The 19,925-nt window shown below is 59.4% G+C and carries 19 protein-coding genes; 2 read left to right on the top strand and 17 right to left on the bottom strand.

The features are described 5' to 3' along the window. Positions 1-138: 138 nt before the first annotated feature. The gene (locus Q7T36_RS04435; protein ID WP_304844471.1) at positions 139-3,102 is read left to right on the top strand and encodes a bifunctional diguanylate cyclase/phosphodiesterase; all 2,964 of its coding nucleotides are present in this window, start codon (positions 139-141) and stop codon (positions 3,100-3,102) included. 52 nt (positions 3,103-3,154) lie between these two features. Here Q7T36_RS04435 and glmS read toward each other — a convergent pair whose 3' ends face one another. From glmS to Q7T36_RS04380, 11 genes are all read right to left on the bottom strand, one after another. Further along, on the bottom strand, positions 3,155-4,984 hold the full coding sequence (gene glmS / locus Q7T36_RS04430) for a glutamine--fructose-6-phosphate transaminase (isomerizing) (RefSeq protein ID WP_304844469.1): 1,830 nt from the start codon (positions 4,982-4,984) through the stop codon (positions 3,155-3,157). Positions 4,985-5,037: 53 nt separating this feature from the next. After that, entirely contained in the window at positions 5,038-6,408 is a 1,371-nt protein-coding gene (gene glmU / locus Q7T36_RS04425) for a bifunctional UDP-N-acetylglucosamine diphosphorylase/glucosamine-1-phosphate N-acetyltransferase GlmU (protein WP_304844467.1), read from the bottom strand. Between the two features lie 97 nt (positions 6,409-6,505). Then, entirely contained in the window at positions 6,506-6,925 is a 420-nt protein-coding gene (locus Q7T36_RS04420; RefSeq protein ID WP_304844465.1) for a F0F1 ATP synthase subunit epsilon, read from the bottom strand. A 63-nt stretch (positions 6,926-6,988) separates the two neighbouring features. Continuing rightward, positions 6,989-8,383, bottom strand: coding sequence for a F0F1 ATP synthase subunit beta (gene atpD, locus Q7T36_RS04415; RefSeq protein ID WP_304844463.1), 1,395 nt, complete (start codon positions 8,381-8,383; stop codon positions 6,989-6,991). A gap of 30 nt (positions 8,384-8,413) precedes the next feature. Beyond that, positions 8,414-9,280 carry a F0F1 ATP synthase subunit gamma gene (atpG, locus tag Q7T36_RS04410; RefSeq protein ID WP_304844462.1) on the bottom strand — a complete coding sequence of 289 codons (867 nt, stop codon included), beginning with the start codon at positions 9,278-9,280 and terminating at the stop codon, positions 8,414-8,416. A 55-nt stretch (positions 9,281-9,335) separates the two neighbouring features. Next, positions 9,336-10,880 (bottom strand): F0F1 ATP synthase subunit alpha, encoded by a 1,545-nt coding sequence (atpA, locus tag Q7T36_RS04405; protein WP_304844460.1) that lies wholly within the window; start codon positions 10,878-10,880, stop codon positions 9,336-9,338. A 20-nt stretch (positions 10,881-10,900) separates the two neighbouring features. After that, entirely contained in the window at positions 10,901-11,437 is a 537-nt protein-coding gene (locus tag Q7T36_RS04400) for a F0F1 ATP synthase subunit delta (protein WP_304844458.1), read from the bottom strand. Positions 11,438-11,453: 16 nt separating this feature from the next. Beyond that, positions 11,454-11,924 carry a F0F1 ATP synthase subunit B gene (locus Q7T36_RS04395; RefSeq protein ID WP_304844456.1) on the bottom strand — a complete coding sequence of 157 codons (471 nt, stop codon included), beginning with the start codon at positions 11,922-11,924 and terminating at the stop codon, positions 11,454-11,456. Between the two features lie 46 nt (positions 11,925-11,970). Continuing rightward, complete coding sequence (gene atpE / locus Q7T36_RS04390) at positions 11,971-12,228, bottom strand: F0F1 ATP synthase subunit C (protein WP_304844454.1); 258 nt, start codon at positions 12,226-12,228, stop codon at positions 11,971-11,973. Between the two features lie 45 nt (positions 12,229-12,273). After that, positions 12,274-13,152 (bottom strand): F0F1 ATP synthase subunit A, encoded by an 879-nt coding sequence (atpB, locus tag Q7T36_RS04385; RefSeq protein ID WP_304844452.1) that lies wholly within the window; start codon positions 13,150-13,152, stop codon positions 12,274-12,276. Positions 13,153-13,163: 11 nt separating this feature from the next. Beyond that, a complete protein-coding gene (locus Q7T36_RS04380) occupies positions 13,164-13,556 on the bottom strand; it encodes an ATP synthase subunit I (RefSeq protein ID WP_304844450.1) in 393 nt (130 codons plus the stop codon). A gap of 134 nt (positions 13,557-13,690) precedes the next feature. Between Q7T36_RS04380 and Q7T36_RS04375 the strand changes: the two genes are divergently transcribed. Then, positions 13,691-14,299 carry a dual specificity protein phosphatase family protein gene (locus Q7T36_RS04375; RefSeq protein ID WP_304844448.1) on the top strand — a complete coding sequence of 203 codons (609 nt, stop codon included), beginning with the start codon at positions 13,691-13,693 and terminating at the stop codon, positions 14,297-14,299. 34 nt (positions 14,300-14,333) lie between these two features. On the opposite strand, the gene Q7T36_RS04370 is transcribed toward Q7T36_RS04375, so the two are convergent. The 6 genes from Q7T36_RS04370 to Q7T36_RS04345 form a co-directional block, all read right to left on the bottom strand. Next, complete coding sequence (locus Q7T36_RS04370) at positions 14,334-15,548, bottom strand: heme biosynthesis HemY N-terminal domain-containing protein (RefSeq protein WP_304844446.1); 1,215 nt, start codon at positions 15,546-15,548, stop codon at positions 14,334-14,336. Further along, a complete protein-coding gene (locus tag Q7T36_RS04365) occupies positions 15,545-16,543 on the bottom strand; it encodes a uroporphyrinogen-III C-methyltransferase (protein WP_304844444.1) in 999 nt (332 codons plus the stop codon). The genes Q7T36_RS04370 and Q7T36_RS04365 overlap by 4 nt, the downstream gene beginning before the upstream one ends. Positions 16,544-16,579: 36 nt before the next feature. Continuing rightward, positions 16,580-17,383, bottom strand: coding sequence for a uroporphyrinogen-III synthase (locus tag Q7T36_RS04360; protein WP_304844442.1), 804 nt, complete (start codon positions 17,381-17,383; stop codon positions 16,580-16,582). Then, complete coding sequence (hemC, locus tag Q7T36_RS04355) at positions 17,383-18,309, bottom strand: hydroxymethylbilane synthase (RefSeq protein WP_304844440.1); 927 nt, start codon at positions 18,307-18,309, stop codon at positions 17,383-17,385. Before hemC ends, Q7T36_RS04360 begins: the two co-directional genes overlap by 1 nt. A gap of 144 nt (positions 18,310-18,453) precedes the next feature. Continuing rightward, complete coding sequence (locus tag Q7T36_RS04350; protein WP_304844438.1) at positions 18,454-18,765, bottom strand: TRL-like family protein; 312 nt, start codon at positions 18,763-18,765, stop codon at positions 18,454-18,456. Between the two features lie 3 nt (positions 18,766-18,768). Then, positions 18,769-19,878, bottom strand: a complete 1,110-nt coding sequence (locus Q7T36_RS04345) for an alpha/beta hydrolase (protein ID WP_304844436.1) — start codon at positions 19,876-19,878, stop codon at positions 18,769-18,771. Between the last annotated feature and the right edge of the window lie 47 nt (positions 19,879-19,925).

Genomic DNA, 19,925 nt, shown 5'->3' with positions numbered 1-19,925 from the left:
TCAGATTGACAGGCCGCAAGGTCCCCTCCGGATACAGGGATCGCCGGAATAGTCCCAATCATGAGGCGACACCTCCCTGCCGTCGCCCTGACAATAACAAAGATGACCCGCATTCAGCGCCCGGATGCCGCCAAATGAATGACCAGCCGGGTGAACTGGAGCCTGCACAGCATGACCGACCAGGACACGCAACGTTCCGGACCGCCGCATAAGGCTGATTTGCCGGATAACTCCGGACAACTTTCTGATCGCCTGGACCACCTGCAAATCCAGCAGGTTGTGCAGCAATTTCCCTTTTTCGGGCTTATATCCCTGGTCGCCATTGTTGCGGTCGCCATCCTGTACGCCAGTGAAATGGAAAGCCGGCCCGCCGCCTATCATGCCTGGATAGCCGGATCGGTATCGCTGGTCATCCTGGTCATGTACGGCATGCGCCTGCTGGGCAGCCAGGCTGACCGCCTGGCCCCGGCATGGCTTCCTCGCATGATCCCGCTGGGCGCGGGCCTGATGGGCGGCATCTGGGGGGTGGCAGCCGTGCTTTATGTCACCGCCATGCCCGACATCGAGAAAAACTTCTCTGAATTCTATCGCCCCACCCTTTTTGCCGTGCTGATTTGCTGGCAGGCAATCAACGCTTTGTCCACCTATATCACCCGCTTCAAGAGCTTCCTGCTGTTTGTGACGCTGGCCTTTGTGCCCGGGCTGTTGTATCTGGCCATCACACCGTCCCTCATCAATAACAGCATGGCCGGTGTCGGCAGCCTGTTTTATTGCTTTATCGTACTCTCCGGACGGCGGCTCAGCGAAATCAGCTTCCGCTCGCAATGGCTGCAATTGCGCAATGAAGACCTGATCCGCTTTTTGGAAAACTCGAAAAATACGGTCGAAAGCGTCAATCGCCAGCTGGCCTCGGAAATCGAGGAGCGCCGTAGCGCCGAAGCGCAATTACAGGAAATCAACCTCAACCTGGAACAGAAGGTCCGGGAAAGGACATTGGCGCTTTCCGACATCAACCGCGCCCTGCGCAGCAGCCAGGAACGTCTGACCCTGGCCATTGATGCCTCCGGCATCGGCCTGTGGGACTGGAACCTGGTCACCAACGAAATTTATCACTCCAATTTCGAGCAATTACTGGGTTATTCGCGCCTGGAACTGAAGGCGTTCATGGGGCAGATGCACAAAATCATCCATCCCGAAGACTACGCACAGGTAAGACGGGCGCTGGTCCACCATCTGCGCAAACGCCGTCCGCTCTATGAGGCGGCCTACCGCATCCGCCACCGCCTGGGTCACTGGATCTGGGTGGAGGACAGTGGACGGGTAGTCGCCTGGAACGAAAAAGGCATGCCCATCCGGCTGATCGGCACCCGTCGCGACATCACGCCGGAACGCGAGACCGAGGAAAAACTCCGGCTGTCGGCCTCGGTATTCGAGCATGCGGCGGAGGGAATTTATATCCTTGACGGCGACATGCGCTATCTGTCGGTCAATCCCCGCTTCAGCCAGATTACCGGTTACAGCGATGACGAACTTCATGGCCGCCATATCTTTGAAGAGGCCCTGACCCAGCCTGGCAAGCAGATGCACTACCCCACCATCCTGCAGGGATTGAACCGGGATGGCGAATGGCAGGGTGAAATCACCGAGTACCGCAAGAGCGGGCAACCTTTCCCGGAGTGGCTGCATATTTCCGCCGTCCACAACGGCCATACCGAAGTCACCCACTATGTGGGCATCATTTCCGACCTCAGCCAACGCAAGGAGGCCGAGGAAAAACTGCGTTACCTCTCGAATTACGACCGGCTGACCGGCCTTGCCAACCGCAACCTGTTCCGCGACCGCCTGCATGCCGCCATCCTGCGCGCCCGTGACCAGAGCAAGGGTCTGGCGGTGCTGTACATCGATATGGACCGCTTCCGCACCATCAATGACAGCCTCGGCCATGAACTCGGTGATGAACTCCTGAAAAAAGTAGGCGAACGCCTGATCAACGCCGCCGTTTCCGCTGACACGCTGGCGCGTATCGGCAGCGACGAATTCACCGTCATTCTCGACCAGCAGGTCAGTCGCGGCAACCTGGAAGCCTATTGCGAGAAAATCATTGATGAATTGCGCCGCCCCTTCCGCATCGGCGAGCATGAGTTGCTGCTGGGGGTTTCCATCGGCGTCAGCCTGTTCCCTGAGCACGGCCGCGAACTGCAGGTGCTGATCAATCATGCCGACCTGGCGCTTCAACAGGCCAAGCGCATGGGCGGCAATACCATGCGCTTCTTCAGCTCGGATGTGCATGTGGTGTCGGTCGAGCAGGTCAATCTGGAGAGCGCCTTGCGCAAGGCCATCTTCCGCGATGAGTTCGTGGTCTATTACCAGCCCAAGGTCTGCCTGAAGTCAGGGCTGATCGTCGGGATGGAGGCGCTGGTGCGCTGGATGCATCCGTCCATGGGCCTGCTGGGTCCGGGGCAGTTTATTCCCTTGGCGGAAGAGGCCGGACTGATTTCCGCCATCGGCGAGATCGTGCTCGACAAAGCCTGCCGTCAAACACGGGCATGGCAGGAACAGGGCTTCGGCCATATTTCCACCTCGGTCAACGTCGTCGCCCAGCAACTCAATCGCGGCAACCTGCTGGAAATCCTTGACCGGGTGCTGGTCAACACCGGTCTTGATCCTGAATTGCTGGAGCTCGAAATCACGGAGTCCTCGCTGATGGAAGACCGTGATGAAATCCAGCATATCCTGGAAGAAGTGCGCATGCGCGGCATCCAGATTGCGCTCGATGATTTCGGCACCGGCTACTCCTCGCTGTCCTACCTCAAACGCTTCCCGATCGACATCCTCAAGATTGACCAATCATTCATTTTCGAGATCGGTCACAATGAAAATGATGAAGCCATCGTCCGCGCCATTTTCGCCATGGCGCAAAGCCTGGGCCTGAAGGTTGTCGCAGAAGGAGTGGAGACCCAGCAGCACATGGATTTCCTGCGGGAGCAGGACTGCGATCTGGTGCAGGGCTTTTTCATCAGCCGCCCCGTTCCGGCCGATGACATTACGGTTCTGCTGGAAAGGCAGCGCCAAAGCCTGCCGCATTCTGCCTCCGCCGGTTAGAGCGCATAAAAAAACCGCCGGGAATACCGGCGGTTTTTTGGCGGGGGCGGGTTTACTCGACTGTCACCGACTTCGCCAGATTGCGCGGCTGGTCAACATCCGTACCCTTGATCACAGCCACGTGATACGACAGCAGTTGCAGCGGCACGGTATAAACAATCGGTGCTACTTCGTCAGCCACACTGGGCATGGGCAGCACGGTGATGCCCGGTTCGGCCGTCAGATGGGCATTATGGTCGGCAAAAACGTACACCACCCCGGCACGGGCCCGAACCTCCTGCAAATTGGACTTCAGTTTGTCCAGCAGGTCATTGTTCGGGGCCACCACCACCACTGGCATGTCGCGATCGACCAGCGCCAGCGGGCCGTGCTTGAGCTCACCCGCCGGATAAGCCTCGGCATGGATGTAGGAAATTTCCTTCAGCTTCAGCGCCCCTTCCATCGCCACCGGGTACTGGCTGCCACGGCCCAAGAACAGGGTATGGTGCTTTTCGCCAAAATCGGCAGCCATACGCTCAATGATCTTATCCATGCCCAGCACACTTTCCAGCACGACCGGCAGGTTCTGCAACTGGCGGATAATGCGCGATTCGGCATCCGCAGCCAGCGTACCCCGGGCCTTGCCGGCCGAGAGCACCAGCAGCATCAAGGCCACCAGCTGCGTGGTAAAGGCCTTGGTGGAGGCCACGCCGATTTCCGGCCCAGCGTTGGTGATGAATGACAGGTCGGACTCGCGAACCAGTGTCGACGTCGGCACATTGCAGATGCACAATGACGCCAGAATACCCTGACGACGCGCTTCGCGCAGGGCCGCCAGGGTGTCCGCCGTCTCACCGGACTGGGAAATGGTGACAAACAGGGTGTTTTCCGGCAACACCGACTTGCGGTAACGATATTCGCTGGCGACCTCGACGTTACAGGAAATGCCAGCCAAACCCTCAAACCAGTAGCGAGCCACATAACCGGCATGGTAGCTGGTGCCGCAGGCGATGATCTGGATATGGCGGACCCGGGCCAGAATTTCCGGTGCCTTGACGCCGAAGGTCTGGATATCGACCCCTTGCGCACCGATCCGTCCTTCCAGCGTCCGCTGGATGGCCTGCGGTTGCTCGTAGATTTCCTTGAGCATGTAATGGCGGTAGCCGCCCTTGTCACTGTTATGCAGCTGGGCGTCCAGCTCGGTCACATCGCGCTGCACGGGACGGCCTTCGCCATCATAGACACGGACCTCATCACGATAAATTTCGGCAAAATCAGCTTCATCCAGATAAATGAACCGATTGGTGACCGGCAGCAAGGCCAACTGGTCGGAGCCGATGAAGTTTTCCCCAATACCCAGCCCTACCACCAACGGCGAACCCCGACGCACGGCAATCAGCCGTCCCGGTTCGGAAGCGCGAATGATGCCCAAGGCATAGGCGCCATGCAGGTAGGTAACCGACGCTTTCACCGCCGCAAAAAGATCGTGGGTGTGCTGGAGCTCGCGATGCACCAGATGCGCCACCACTTCAGTATCAGTCTGGGAAACAAACTCGTAACCCTGCGCCTTCAATTCTGTGCGCAGGGACTCATAGTTTTCGATAATACCGTTATGCACAACGGCCACATCACCGGACACATGCGGGTGGGCGTTATCCTGAGTCGGGGCGCCGTGGGTGGCCCAACGGGTATGGGCAATGCCGATGTGCCCTTTGAGGCCTGCTTCGTTGACAGCAGCCTCAAGCTCCCGGACCTTGCCGGTGCGTCGTTCGCGATGGATACAATCCTTGTCAATCACCGCCAGTCCTGCCGAGTCATAACCCCGATATTCCAGACGCTTGAGCCCCTCAAGAAGAATACCCGACACATTGCGCTCAGCAACTGCACCTACAATCCCGCACATAAACCTGCTCCTGCCACCATTCAAGCTGTTCCGGAAATCCGGACACCATTATCTTATTTACCCGGTTTGCGCGGGCGGTTCCATCTTTCAATATTACGTTGCAATCCCCGGGCCACAGCCAGAGCACCGTCAGGCACATCCCGGCTTATGGCTGAACCGGCGCCGGTGGTTGCACCCTCACCTACCGTCACCGGTGCAATCAAGGAAGAGTTGGAGCCGATGAAAGCGTCATCGCCAATTACGGTGCGATGCTTGAAAGCACCGTCATAGTTGCAGGTGATGGTGCCAGCGCCGATATTGGCGCGGGCGCCGACATCGGCATCACCCACGTAGGCCAGATGATTCGCTTTCGCGCCCTGGTTAAACCGGCTGTTCTTGACCTCGACAAAGTTGCCGATATGCACGTCATCCTCCAGCTCACTGCCGGGGCGAATCCGGGCAAATGGTCCGACTTGCACCCGCTGCCCGATCACGGCATCTTCAATTATCGAATGCGGACGAATGATGGTGCCCTCACCCAGCGTACAATTCTTCAGGACACAGTTGGCCCCTATCCGAACATTGTCACCCAGGTTGACCTCACCTTCAAAAATGACATTGACGTCAATCTCAACATCCGTGCCGCACGATAGATTGCCCCGGACGTCGATCCGGTTTGGGTCGAGCAGGGTCACGCCGGCCTTCATCAAAGTCTCGGCCTGCTGACGCTGATAAACGCGCTCCAGGGCCGCCAACTGCAACTTGTCATTGACGCCCTCCACCTCCCAGGCGTACGCCGGGTGAGAGGTGCGCACACCAATACCGTCAGCCACCGCCATGGCAATGATATCGGTCAAATAATACTCACCCTGAGAATTATTATTACCCAGGCGCGGCAACCAATTGTGTAAATGCCGGTTTGGCACACAAAGAATGCCGGTATTCACCTCGCGGATCGCTTTTTCAGACTCGGTCGCATCTTTTTGTTCAATGATTCTCTGCACTTGGCCCTCGGCGTTGCGGACGATACGTCCATAGCCGGTCGGGTTCTCCAGATGCACAGACAGCAGCCCCATGGTTTGTTCGTCCCGCACCTGGTTCATCAGAATCTGCAAGGTGCTGACCGAGGTCAACGGCACATCGCCATACAGGATCAAAGTCTTGCCGGTCGTCGGCAGCTGCGGCAGGGCCACTTGCACCGCATGCCCCGTGCCTTTCTGCTCTGCCTGCAACACCCAGCCCAGCTCGTCTGCCTCGAAGTGGCGACGAACCACATCCCCGCCATGTCCGTAAACCACCATGGTTTTGACGGAATGCAGATCACGAGCTGTTTTCAGCACATGGGCCAGCAAAGGGCGGTTAGCAAGCGGCTGCATGACTTTGGGCAATATGGACTTCATGCGGGTGCCCTTGCCAGCGGCAAGAATAAGGACGCTCAACTCCATCTGGATGATACCTGTCGGTTAACGAGGAATATAAAAGCAGAAAGGGTAGCATAAGCTACCCTTTCTGGCTGCATATTGCACGGCCCAAGCCACGCGATCACGCGCGGTTTTTGAGCTTTTGCAAGGTTCGCAATTGACCGGCAACTTCTGCCAACGCAGCCATGGCAGCACCCGTGTCCATTTCGGACTTCTGGTTCTGCAATGACGCCATGGCGGCATTACGGGCCTCAATGGCGGCCGCTTCATCAATATCGGCCGCACGAACGGCTGTATCAGCGAGCACGGTTACTACATGGGGCTGAACTTCCAGCACGCCGCCGGAGACGTAGAACAGCTCCTCGTCACCGTTTTCCTTGATGACGCGGACCGGACCGGGGTGTAACTGGGTCAGCAGCGGTGCATGCCCGGGCAATACGCCCAGATCACCAACATTGCCGTGCGCAACCAGCATCCGGACACTACCGGTAAAGATAGATTCCTTCACGCTGACGATGTCGCAGTGCAAACTGTTCGCCATAACAATCACCTCTGGAGAGCGTGTGGCAACCTGAGGCTGCCACACGCCTTGTCCCCTGCTGGATTACAGTTTCTTCGCCTTTTCAATGGCTTCTTCGATGCCGCCGACCATGTAGAACGCCTGTTCGGGCATATGGTCATACTCACCGGCAAGAATGCCCTTGAAGCCGCGAATGGTTTCCTTCAGCGGCACGTACTTGCCGGGCGAACCGGTGAAGACTTCGGCCACGTGGAACGGCTGCGACAGGAAGCGCTGGATCTTACGCGCCCGGTACACCACGAGCTTGTCTTCTTCAGACAGTTCGTCCATACCCAGAATCGCGATAATGTCCTTCAGTTCCTTGTAACGCTGCAGCACGGTCTGCACGCCGCGGGCGACGTTGTAGTGCTCTTCACCCACCACCAGCGGATCAAGCTGGCGGGAAGTGGAGTCCAGCGGATCGACGGCAGGGTAGATACCCAGCGAGGCGATGTCACGGCTCAACACAACGGTGGCGTCGAGGTGGGCGAAGGTGGTGGCCGGCGACGGGTCGGTCAAGTCATCGGCAGGGACGTAAACGGCCTGCACGGAGGTGATCGAACCGGACTTCGTGGAAGTGATGCGTTCTTGCAACACGCCCATTTCCTCGGCCAGCGTCGGCTGGTAACCCACGGCGGAGGGCATACGGCCCAGCAGCGCGGAAACTTCGGTCCCGGCCAGCGTGTAGCGGTAGATATTGTCGACGAACAGCAGCACATCGCGGCCTTTACCGGAAGCGTCCTTTTCGTCACGGAAGTACTCAGCCATGGTCAGGCCGGTCAGCGCAACGCGCAGACGGTTTCCGGGAGGCTCGTTCATCTGGCCGTAAACCATCGCGACCTTGTCAACGACACCGGAGTCCTTCATTTCGTGGTAGAAGTCATTCCCTTCACGGGTACGCTCACCCACGCCGGCGAACACGGACAGACCGCTGTGCGCCTTGGCGATGTTGTTGATCAGCTCCATCATGTTCACGGTCTTGCCGACACCGGCACCACCGAACAAGCCGACCTTGCCGCCTTTGGCGAACGGGCACAGCAGATCAATAACCTTGATGCCGGTTTCCAGCAACTCGGTACCGCCGGACTGCTCGTCATAGGTCGGAGCCTTGCGGTGGATGGACCATTGAATTTCTTCGCCGATCGGGCCGGCTTCGTCAATGGGCGCGCCCAGCACGTCCATGATGCGACCCAAGGTCTTGACCCCGACCGGCACGGAAATGGGGGCCTTGGTGTTGGTCACCGGCAGGCCGCGCTTCAGGCCTTCGGTGGAACCCATGGCGATGGTGCGAACCACACCGTCACCCAGCTGTTGTTGTACTTCGAGAGTGGTGGCGGTGCCATCCACTTTCAGGGCGTCATAGACCTTCGGTACGCTGTCACGCGGAAACTCGACGTCGATAACTGCACCGATAATCTGAACGATTTGACCGCTGCTCATCGGACTTTCCTCTTAAACTGAATACTGCGCTTAAACCGCGGCGGCGCCGCCGACGATTTCGGAAATTTCGCGGGTAATGGCTGCCTGACGCAGCTTGTTGTACACCAGCTGCAAACTCTTGATCAGGTCACCGGCATTGTCGGTCGCCGCTTTCATGGCAACCATACGGGCGGCCTGCTCACAGGCGATGTTTTCCACAACCCCTTGATATACCTGGGATTCAATGAAACGCACCATCAGGGCATCCAGCAGCGGCGCTGCCTCGGGCTCGTACAGGTAGTCCCAGCCATGCTCGCGCTTCAGGTTGCTGGCTTCATCCGTAGGCAGCGGCACCAGTTGCTCCATGACCGGTTTCTGGGTCATGGTATTCACAAACTGGTTGTGCACCAGGTAGATCCGGTCAACCTGGCCCGTATTGAAGGAGTCCAGCATCACCTTGACCGCCCCGATCAGCTGGTCGATGGACGGTGCATCACCCATGTGGGTCTTGACCGCCACGACCTTGCCGCCTACCGACTTGAAGAAGGTAGTGGCCTTTTGCCCGATCAGGGTAAATTCCACTTCGACGCCTTGTTCACGCCAGGATTTCACAGACTGCACGACACGCTTGAACACGTTGATGTTCAGGCCGCCGCACAAACCGCGATCCGATGACACGATAATATACCCGACACGCTTGACCGGACGCTCCACCATATAGGGGTGCTTGTATTCCGGGTTGGCCTGTACCAGGTGGGCAATCACACGACGCATCTTCTGGGCATAGGGGCGACCCGATGCCATGCGCTCTTGCGCCTTGCGCATTTTGGAGGCTGCCACCAATTGCATCGCTTTAGTGATCTTCTGCGTGCTCTTGATGCTGGCGACCTTGCTGCGAATCTCTTTTAAGCCGGCCATAGTCTCACCGAGTTGTTATGCCGGACGGGCCTAAACCCGGCCGGCAAGTTACGACTTACCAGGTCTGGGTAGCCTTGAAGGTTTCAATACCCTTGCGCAGCTCGGCTTCGATCTCGCCATTGTAGTTAGCCGTGGCATTGATGTTGTCCATCAGGGCCTTGTGCTGACTATTCATGTAGCTGTGCAGGCCGGCTTCGAAAGCACCGATCTTGGCAACGGCAACATCCTGCAGATAACCTTCGTTAGCGGCAAAGATGGACACAGACATGTCGGCAATGTTCAACGGTGCAAACTGCTTCTGCTTCATCAGTTCGGTTACACGCTGACCATGTTCCAGCTGCTTGCGGGTGGCCTCATCCAGATCGGAAGCGAACTGCGCGAATGCCGCCAGCTCACGGTACTGGGCCAGCGCGGTACGGATACCGCCAGACAGCTTCTTGATGATCTTGGTCTGGGCAGCGCCACCGACACGGGATACCGAGATACCGGCGTTGACGGCCGGACGGATACCCGAGTTGAACAGGCTGGTTTCCAGGAAGATCTGGCCGTCGGTAATCGAAATCACGTTGGTCGGCACGAAAGCGGAGACGTCACCAGCTTGCGTTTCGATGATCGGCAATGCGGTCAGGGAACCGGTCTTGCCCTTTACGGCACCGTTGGTGAACTTCTCGACATACTCTTCGGACACGCGGGAAGCGCGCTCCAGCAGACGGCTGTGGAGATAGAACACGTCGCCAGGATAGGCTTCACGTCCGGGCGGACGGCGCAGCAGCAGCGAAATCTGGCGATAGGCCACGGCTTGCTTGGACAAATCATCATAAATGATCAGGGCGTCTTCGCCGCGGTCACGGAAATATTCACCCATGGTGCAGCCGGAGTACGGCGCCAGGAACTGCATGGAGGCAGGTTCGGCGGCGGCGGCGGCAACCACGGTGGTGTATTCCATTGCGCCGTATTCTTCCAGCTTGCGCACGACGTTGGCAATGGTCGACTGCTTCTGGCCCACAGCAACGTACACACACTTGATGCCGGAGCCCTTCTGGGCAATGATCGTGTCGATCGCCATCGCGGTCTTGCCGGTCTGACGGTCACCGATGATCAGTTCGCGCTGGCCGCGACCGATGGGGATCATGGCATCAACGGCCTTGTAACCGGTTTGCACCGGCTGGTCGACCGACTTACGCCAGATCACGCCCGGAGCAACCTTTTCAACTGCATCGGTCATCTTGGCGTTGATGGGGCCCTTGCCGTCGATCGGCTTGCCGAGGGCGTCAACGACGCGACCCAGCATTTCCGGACCCACCGGCACTTCCAGGATGCGGCCGGTGCAACGCACCTTCTGGCCTTCCTGCAAGTCGAGGAAGCCACCCAGCACCACAGCACCGACTGAATCCTGTTCCAGGTTCAGGGCCATGCCGAAGAGGCCGCCTTCGAACTCGATCATTTCGCCGTACATGACATCGGCAAGGCCGTGAATGCGGACAATACCGTCAGACACCTTCACCACCGTGCCTTCGTTGCGGGCCTCGGCAGTGGCGTTGAGATCGCTGATACGCTGTTTGATCAGCGCACTGATCTCGGAAGGATTCAGTTGCTGCATGATGCGCAGTTCCTCAAAAATTATGAATTCAGGGTGGCGCTCAGTTTCGCCAGTTTGCCGCGCACGGAGGCATCAATCACCAGATCACCGGTGCGGATGATGGCGCCGCCGATCAATGACGCGTCCACAACCGCATTGACCGTCACCTTGCGACCGAGACGGGCGGCGAGCTGACCGGCGAGGGCCTGCTGCTGGGAATCCGTCATTTCGAAAGCGCTGGTGACCTGGACATCGGCGGTGCGTTCGGCATCGGCCTTCATTTGCTCAAAAAGTTCGGCAATGGCGGGCAGTGCAGCCAAACGCTTGTTCTGGGTAATGAAAGCCACAAAATTAGCGCTTTCAGCACCCAGGCGGTCGCCAGCGGCCGTGAAAAACGCGCCCGTCTGTTGCTCCACCGTCATGCTGGGGCGGGACAGGTATGCCATGAATTCGGCATCCCCGGCCAGCGCCGCCGCAAAGGAAAGCTGGGCAGACCACTCGGCCAGCTGAGCCTTGTCCTGGGCAAAGGCAAAAGCAGCCTTGGCGTATGGACGTGCTACCGTGGTTAGTTCAGCCATGATTCACCGCCTACGGTTAGAGCTCAGCCGCCAACTGGTTGAGCATTGCTGCATGGGCCTGTGCGTCAACCTGGACTTGCAGGATCTTTTCAGCGCCGGCCACAGCCAGCGCCGCCACTTGGGCGCGCAGAGCGTCACGGGCGCGATTGATTTCCTGCTCAATCTCTTCACGGGCCTGGGCCTTGATGCGCTCGCCTTCGACCTGAGCCTGGGCGCGAGCCTCTTCCACCATCTGGGTGGCGCGACGATGAGCCTGATCCAGCAGCACCGCTGCCTGATCCTTCACAGCCTTCATCTCAACGGCAACCTGGTCTTGGGCGGAAGCCAGATCACGCTGCGCTTTGTCAGCGGCGCCAAGGCCGTCTGCAATGCGCTTCTGCCGCTCAGCCAGAGCCTCCATCATCGGAGGCCAGACGAACTTCATGCAGAAGATCACAAAGAGCGCAAACGAAATGGCCTGTCCCACCAGGGTCAGATTAATGTTCACACTAACACCTCATTCGGCAGTTGCGGGAAAAATTGCGTCTGTCGAATTACTGGGGCAGCATGCCGATGAACGGGTTGGCAAACACGAAGAACAAGCCAATACCCACACCAATCATCGGAACAGCATCAAGCAGACCAGCGACAATGAACATCTTCACTTGCAGTTGCGGAGCCAGTTCAGGCTGACGTGCAACGCCTTCCAGGAACTTGCCACCCAGCAGGCCGAAGCCCACGGCGGTACCCAAGGCACCGAAAGCGATCAGGATAGCGGCGGCGATAGCGGTCAAGCCAATCACGGTTTCCATTGTAATTACCTCTGCGTCGTAGTGTTTAAAGGGGAAAAGGGTTTATCAGTGATGCTCACTGGCCATGCTCAGGTACACAATGGTCAGCATCATGAAGATGAATGCCTGCAAAGTGATGACCAGAATGTGGAAGATGGCCCAAGGCACCGACAGCATCCACTGCAGACCAAAAGGCAGCAGGGCGATCAGGATGAAGATCAACTCACCGGCATACATGTTGCCGAACAGTCGCAGGCCCAGCGACACCGGCTTGGCAATCAGGGTCACACCTTCCAGAATCAGGTTGATGGGAATGAAAAACGCCTTGAGCACGGGATTGGCCGGGTTGAACGGATTCAGCGCCAACTCACCGGCAAACCCGCTCACACCCTTCATCTTGATGCTGTAGAAAAGAACCAACAGGAACACCGAAATCGACATGCCCAACGTGATGTTGGGATCGGTGGACGGCACCACCTTCATATAATGCAAACCCATCGCCTGCGCTGCGGTCGGAATGAAATCCACCGGAATCAAGTCCATGAAGTTCATCAGGAAAATCCAGCAGAAAATCGTCAGCGCCAGCGGGGCGATCAAGGATGATGTGCCATGAAAAGTATCACGGACATTGGTATCCACAAACTCAACAATCGTTTCAATGAAGTTCTGCAGCCCACCGGGGACTCCGCTAGTGGCCTTCTTGGCGACCGCACGGAAAATCAGGCAGAAAATGAGACCCAAGCCAATGGACCAGCCCATGGAATCCAGATGGATTGCCTTGAAACCCATGGCCTTGGCTTCGTCACCGCTATGCGCAAGAGTCCAGGTCGCCTCGGTCAGCGTCTCCTGACCATGCTCACCATGACGCACATAACCCGCCGGCAACTCGCCGTAGGTCAGATTGGTCAAGTGATGCTTAATATACTCTGAGGAATTTCCAGCCATAACTGCACCCGTTAGGACCTGTCACGCAGCGCATCCCGCAAGGGACTCAGCCACGCCACAAGCTGCACCAAAAAGAAACCGGTCAGCACCCAGCCCGCCCGCAGATCCGGGATCATGCGAAAGGCGGCGGCGAAGAGGAGGACGGTCAATGCAAACTTGCCCGCCGCTCCCTTGTAGAAACTTTTCACGATCTGCCTGGCTGAAGCTGCGCCGGCATGACGAAAGGCCTGACAGGTGAAATAAGCACTGCCGGCAACTGCGATTCCCGCGCCGATACCTGCGGACATTCCAGAGTGAACGCCTGACAACATAACCAGCAAAGTCAGCACGACTGCAACTGCCACCTGCCCCTTCAGAAGGCGCCAGGCTGGTGTTGCGTCGACGAGCGGCTGGGGTCGGCTCACAATAGTTCCACGCAGGTAACAATGAGCGGCAACGCGGGGATTGCCACTTTCAGCGCCGCGAATTGTATAGATTGCATTCTGGCTTGGCAAGTCTTACAGTAATTTCTGAAAGAACCGTTTATCGGATATTATTTGTGCAAACCTACCCGGATATTCCGGCGTTCCTTAGCCGCCTCCGGCTGACAGCAGCCCTGTTGTGCGTGTTATTTCTCAGCGGCTGCGTTTCGCCTCCGGTCAGTCCGCCCCACCCCGCCGCCCGGCTACCCTGCGATGATTGCATGCCGGGAGTGCTCAACTTCACCCGCGTGTCACCGGCCTTATGGCGGGGCGCGCAACCGACCCGTGAAGGTTTCCAGTCGCTGGCCAAGGCAGGCGTGACAACGGTCATCAACTTGCGGATTGGTGATGACAACAGCGACCTGCCGCTCCTGACCGGCACCGGACTCCGCTATTTACAGATACCCATGAAGGCCTGGAGACCGGACGCCGACAAAATACGGTTGTTCTTGCAGGAAGTTGAGCAGGTGCGCCAACAAGGGGGTGGGGCTGTATTTGTTCACTGTCAGCAAGGGCGCGACCGTACCGGTTACTCGGTGGCGGCCTACCGGATGATCATGGAGGGATGGACCGCCGATCAGGCCATCCGCGAGATGTTTGATTTCCGGTTCAATCGCATCTGGTTCGGCAACCCCGGTTTCTTGCGGGATCTGGATGCTACCAGCCTGAAGCCGCCTCATCGCTGATAAGCGGGCGGCAACTGGCTCATCGCTCGATGCCTCAAGGCATCGGCAGGGAAGGCAAGGGGCGCGTCGTCAACTGCTGCAGGCCCGCCACCAGATAATGCATGGCTTCGGGATCATTCAGGTGCTGCAACAGCCGTACATACTCGGCGTAGGTTTCACTGTTTTTACCCAGGCTCAGGCTCTGCTCCAGACAGGCGCGGGCTGACGCCCAATCCCGGTTCTGCAGGTTGAGCCGCCCCAGGGTCAGCAGCAGCAGGGGGTTGGCCGGATGGCGCGTTTGCCAGGCCTGGGCCTGCCGCAAGGAATCCTCCGGATGTGAACAACGGATGCGGCCGTAGAGGGCAACCAGCCCGTTGTGCCAGTTTCGGGCCAGCATTTCCCGCACCAACGGCTCCGCCTCGTCATCAAAACCCTGCCGCACCATCGACTCGGCGCAGGCCTCCACCAACTCCGGATGCTCCCGCAGGGCGGCAGGCAGACCCGCCCAATAATCTTTCAACCGACGCAGCGAGGCGACACGGTCCATGCGGTTACCGGTATGCGCCATCCAAAGCATCACTTGCCGGTGCGCCTCCACGGCCAGCGTCACCGCCTTCTCACTGCCGAGCATGCCCGACAATTTCGGCAACCAATCGGCCAAATCCTGCCAGGCCTGCAACCGCGTCAAGGCATTCACCAGCAACTCCGCGAGGGCGGGCTCCTTGCGATAATGGGAATACAGGCTTTTGGCGCGGGCGGCAACAGCCTCCCACTGACCGCTGTCCATCCACAGCCGCAGCCGGGCCAACTCCAGCGGCAAGTGGAGCGCACGTGCAGACACCATGTCCAGATAGTCCTCGGCCAGCCGGTATTCCCCCCGCTGGCGGGCGGCCTCGCTGGCCAGCCAGGCCGGAGTAAACGGATGGGGAGAGAGGTGAACGGCCTGCAGCCATTTCTTTTCCGCGCGAACCGCATGGCCTTGTAACAGCAACTCCGCGCCTTCCGCCATGCATTGCTGGGCGCGCTGCACCTTGCGCTGCTCTGACCATTGGCGGATAACCCGCCGCAACCCGAAAACTCCCAGCGACAGTTCGAGAATGATGAGCCCGGCCACGGCCGCGCCCAGCATCAGCAACAACGCCAACGTCAGCGACATTTCCACCGAAGTCTGATGCCAGGCCACCAGCACGTAGCCGGGGTCATGCAGGAACAACCACCCCAAGCCGCCGCCCAGCAGCAGAATGACAAGAACCATCAGAAAGAAATTCATGGCTGGGCAGCCCCGGCAGTAACCGGATGCAAGTCCTTGAGCGCGGTCAGGGCCAGCCGGGACTTAGGCAGCGTCAGGGGTATTGCCGGCAAGTTCTGGACCGCCAGCAAACCCAGTTCCTGCTGCAATGCAGAAAAGGCAGGATCCATGGCCGCATAATCCTTGAGCAACGACTGGACATTCGCCAGGCTCTGGTGATATCGGGAATTCTGGTTTCGCCACAACGCCAGTTGCGCCTGGGTCAACTCCAGATAAACCGATTGCTGCAACAGCCAGCGCTGGTCGTCGCCCAGCAAGGGTCGCACCGGGGCGTCATAGCGCCTGATGGTGATGAGCTCACGGAAAGATTGCCAGCCCTTTTCCCAGACGGCGGCGTGGGGAGCAGCCACCGGCTTGTCCACCGACCCTGAGGGCGGTTGGCCGGCCCGCATCGGCAGGGCCAGCCGGGTGGCCTGCTGCTTGAGTGCATCCAGCCGCAAGGACAACCCGGCGTGGTCGACCTGCTGCACAATCATCAACTCAAGACGGTCGGCCGCCAGGCCTTCGCGCAGCCGGGCCAGGCCGGGATCGGCATGAGGGGCCAGCAGGCTGTCGGCCAACTCGATCAGGCGCATGGCCGGCGTGACATCCTGCTGCAATTGCAGGTGCTGCTCGGCCAGATCCAGATAATAGGCTGTTTCATTCGCCAGCCATTGTCTGCGCTCGACCGGGGACAAGCTCTGGCCCAGCGTATCCAGCCGTCCGCGCAAGCCTTCCTGTTCACGCCGCAGCCCTGACAGCTCCGCTGACAGCGTATCGCGGGAATGCAGCAATTGCTCGAACTGGTGCTGCACGAGCCGGTCATGGTTCTGACGCTCGGCCAGTTGTTGTTGCCAGAACCACCAGAGTCCGTAAAACGCCCCCGGCAGCAGCAGGAAAATCAACAGGATCACAGGCAGACGATAGCGCGTCTTGACCGGGGCGGAATACCCCAGGGAGCGGCGGATGTCTGTCATGGCGCGTGAACCTGTTGTTTATATGGGGCGGGAACCCTAATCAATACCATGCCGGACGGCCTCCCGCCAAGCCTGAAGCGCGGCAACGATGGCCTCCGGGCGGGTTCCATCCGCCACGACCACCTCCGGTATGCCGTCCTGCCGGGCCTGAGCCGCCAGTCGCGGACTGATGACCACCGCCGGAATGCGGGTTGCAGCTCCGGCTGCCAAGGCCAGCCAGTGCCGGAGCGACTCACCGCTGGTCAGGATCACCGCGTCCGGCACGGATTGACTTTCCAGCGCTTGCCACAGGCCCACGGAAGACAAAGGGAAGCGGCGCTGGTACAAGTCCAGATAGTCCACGCGCACGGATTTGGCTTGCAGCCAGTCCCGCACCAGATTGCGGCCGCCTTCGCCACGCAACACCAGCACCCGGTCTCCGGGTCGTAATGCATTCAGTGCAGGAAGGGCCAGCACGCCTTCGCTGGTTTCAATGGCGGGAACCTGCGGATCAAGCCCGGCCTTGACCAGCTCATGCGCGGAGGCCGCGCCCACCGCCACCCACGCTACGCCCGCCGGCCATTGCGGCCAATAATCCAGCAGCAGTTCCAGACCCAGCATGGCGGCCGTCGGGCTGACCACAAAGACGACCTGATACCGGTCCAGATCCATGAGTTGCCGCCGCTGCTCCGGACCCATCTCCATAGGGGCAATTTCCAGCAAGGGCAGAAAATCTACGGCCGCACCGGCCGCCTCAAGCGCTGCGCTCAAGGCTGGCGCACGATCGGCCGGGCGCGTATTGATGACACGCAGCCCGGCCAGTGGGCGCGGCTGAGATGAAGCGGCAACCGGCATCATCATCAAGCCAGGCCGGAGGCCGCCAGCAAGGCGGCGGCACCATCACCCAGCAGTTGTTCAGCCACTTCCACACCCAGGACTTCCGCGCGGGCAGGATCGGACGTCTCGGCCGCAGCGCGCAGAATCCGCCGACCGTCCAGACTGCCCACCAGCCCGCGCAGGCTGAGCACACCCTCCCGCAATACGGCATAACCGGCGATGGGTACCTGACATCCGCCATGCAGGCGGCGATTCATGGCGCGCTCCGCCAGCACACAGGTCGCAGTCGACTGATGATGCAGGGGAGCCAGCAACGCCAGGGTTTCCGTATCATCCAGACGTGCTTCAATGCCGACGGCGCCCTGCCCTACCGCCGGCAGCAGCAAGTCGTCGCCCATATATTGCGTGATCCGCTGCGGCAAGCCCAAACGCAGCAGTCCGGCGCTGGCAAGGACAATCGCGTCATATTCACCGCCATCCAGCTTGCCCAGCCGGGTGCCGACATTACCGCGCAGGTCCTTCAACACCAGATCGGGGCGCACGGCGCGTAACTGGCACTGACGCCGGAGACTGGACGTACCGACCACGGCTCCGGGCGGCAGCATCTCCAGCGAGCCGTAACGACCCGACACCAATGCGTCCAGCGGATTTTCGCGCTGGCAGATGGTGACGATGCCCAAGCCATCCGGGCAGTCCATTGGCACATCCTTCATCGAATGCACGGCGATATCCGCAGCGCCTTCCAGCATGGCGGCTTCCAGTTCCTTGACGAACAGTCCCTTGCCGCCGATTTTGGCCAGAGGGGCGTCAAGAATGCGATCCCCCTGGGTCGTGAAGGTCACCAGTTCGATGTTCAGGCCGGGATGGTATTGCTGGAGCAAGGACTTGACATACTCAGCCTGCCAGAGCGCCAGGGGGCTCTTGCGGGTGGCGATGCGGAGGGTTTTCATGGGGGCGCCTGCCGGTAAAAATAACTGGGGGCATTATGGCGGCTGGAATGCGCCGATAAAAGGGGGATATCCTGTCGGAGCGCCGAAGCAGGTTGAAACCGGCGCGCCCCGGCAGGGACGCACCTTCAGGCCGGAGCGACCGCCTTAGTTGCCGTAAACCACGATCGTGACATCGGCAATGACACCCATAATGCTCTGGGTTTCATAATCGACATGATGAATGCGGCTGATACCGGCGTTCTTGGCCGCCTGTTCGATACTGGCGTTACCCACTGCATAGACCCCGAGGATGGAGCGGGCGGTGGAACGGCCGATCTTGGTGGGCTTTTCCGGGTTGTCAGTAGCCGCCAGCGGGCCGGAGACATTGGTATAGAAAGTGCCGGTAACCGGGCTCATTCCCGTGGCACATCCTGTCAGGGCCGCTGCCAGCAGCGCCGGGCCGATCAGTTTCTTCATGGATCAATTCCTCGTGGTCATGGTCAGTTGTTGGTAGCGCGAACGATAGGCCGTCTTCCCGGACTCTTCATCCTGGCCGGATTCAGAAACTTCAATGTATTCACCCGGATTCTTCGCCCGGTCGGCAATCGCCTTGGCTGCGTGGGTGTCCAGCCAGCCGGTGATGTCGGTCCAGACCTTGTCCTTGTCCACATCGTGCAAAGTGGCGTGGCGCATGCCGTCGTACAGCTTCAGGGTCTTGTCGGCGCTGACCGCCTTGTCCATCAGCAGCTGGCTGCCGGCCTTCGACACCAAGGCGTCACGAGTGCCTTGCAGGACAATAAAGGGAATCCGGACATTGTTGACATTTTGCTGAAGCCGCTGGGTGACATCCTGCATGGCGACCAGGAAACTGGCGGGAAGGGCTTTGTGCGCGGTATTGGGGTCGCTCCAGAAGCGCTCCTTGACCGCCGGGTCCTGAACGACGGTCCAGGTGAAACTTTTCCAGATCGGCAGCACCGGCGCTTCTGGGAAATTCTTGGCGCCCTGAGCGGCTGTCCACAATCCGAAACCGGCAAAACGGTTGGGGATGCCGAGGAATTTACCGGGATTCAACTGAATAGCGGGCGCATTCAACACCAACCCGTCGCTGGCGACCCGTCCGGAGATATGCGCCATCAGCACCACGGCGCCGCCCAGAGACTCCCCCTGCAAATAGACCGGTTTGCCAGGGAAGCGACGGCGCACTTCACGCCGGGCGATCTCGATATCCTCGACGTACTCATCAATCTTGCCCACTGAACCCCGGCGACCATAACCCTGGGACTGGCCCCAGCCGCGCAAGTCAATACCGAACACCGCATAACCGCGGCTGTTCAGGTCTTTGGCCCAGGGATCATAAAAACCGGAATGGACGGCGGTGCCGTGCGCCAGCAGCACGACAGCCTTGGGGCTGCCCGCCGGCAACCACCATTGGCCGAAAAGGCGCAAGCCGCTGCGGGTGAAGAAATGCCGGGATTCGCCAGCGCCGGGGGCCAGGGTATATTTCTCAGGTTCCTCGGACTTGACGGCAGGCAGGCTGCTGCAGCCGGACAGAGCGGCAACAACCACCCATAGCGCCAAAATGTGGCGCATAAACATCCACTTACCCATATAACAACCCCAGCCGCACAGTCGCGGCT

This window comes from Fluviicoccus sp., from assembly GCF_030646115.1.
In the GTDB taxonomy this organism is placed as follows: domain Bacteria; phylum Pseudomonadota; class Gammaproteobacteria; order Pseudomonadales; family Moraxellaceae; genus Fluviicoccus.
Note: the sequence above shows the minus strand (reverse complement) of the source record. Positions and strands in the feature narration are given on the sequence as shown.

Coding starts and splice junctions, on each gene's coding strand:
- atpD (WP_304844463.1), bottom strand. CDS start 8,383: ATGAGCAGCGGTCAAATCGTTCAGATTATCGGTGCAGTTATCGACGTC.
- atpB (WP_304844452.1), bottom strand. CDS start 13,152: ATGGCTGGAAATTCCTCAGAGTATATTAAGCATCACTTGACCAATCTG.
- glmS (WP_304844469.1), bottom strand. CDS start 4,984: ATGTGCGGGATTGTAGGTGCAGTTGCTGAGCGCAATGTGTCGGGTATT.
- atpG (WP_304844462.1), bottom strand. CDS start 9,280: ATGGCCGGCTTAAAAGAGATTCGCAGCAAGGTCGCCAGCATCAAGAGC.
- Q7T36_RS04435 (WP_304844471.1), top strand. CDS start 139: ATGACCAGCCGGGTGAACTGGAGCCTGCACAGCATGACCGACCAGGAC.
- Q7T36_RS04360 (WP_304844442.1), bottom strand. CDS start 17,383: ATGATGATGCCGGTTGCCGCTTCATCTCAGCCGCGCCCACTGGCCGGG.
- Q7T36_RS04370 (WP_304844446.1), bottom strand. CDS start 15,548: ATGAATTTCTTTCTGATGGTTCTTGTCATTCTGCTGCTGGGCGGCGGC.
- atpE (WP_304844454.1), bottom strand. CDS start 12,228: ATGGAAACCGTGATTGGCTTGACCGCTATCGCCGCCGCTATCCTGATC.
- Q7T36_RS04400 (WP_304844458.1), bottom strand. CDS start 11,437: ATGGCTGAACTAACCACGGTAGCACGTCCATACGCCAAGGCTGCTTTT.
- Q7T36_RS04350 (WP_304844438.1), bottom strand. CDS start 18,765: ATGAAGAAACTGATCGGCCCGGCGCTGCTGGCAGCGGCCCTGACAGGA.
- hemC (WP_304844440.1), bottom strand. CDS start 18,309: ATGAAAACCCTCCGCATCGCCACCCGCAAGAGCCCCCTGGCGCTCTGG.
- glmU (WP_304844467.1), bottom strand. CDS start 6,408: ATGGAGTTGAGCGTCCTTATTCTTGCCGCTGGCAAGGGCACCCGCATG.
- Q7T36_RS04420 (WP_304844465.1), bottom strand. CDS start 6,925: ATGGCGAACAGTTTGCACTGCGACATCGTCAGCGTGAAGGAATCTATC.
- Q7T36_RS04365 (WP_304844444.1), bottom strand. CDS start 16,543: ATGACAGACATCCGCCGCTCCCTGGGGTATTCCGCCCCGGTCAAGACG.
- Q7T36_RS04345 (WP_304844436.1), bottom strand. CDS start 19,878: ATGCGCCACATTTTGGCGCTATGGGTGGTTGTTGCCGCTCTGTCCGGC.
- atpA (WP_304844460.1), bottom strand. CDS start 10,880: ATGCAGCAACTGAATCCTTCCGAGATCAGTGCGCTGATCAAACAGCGT.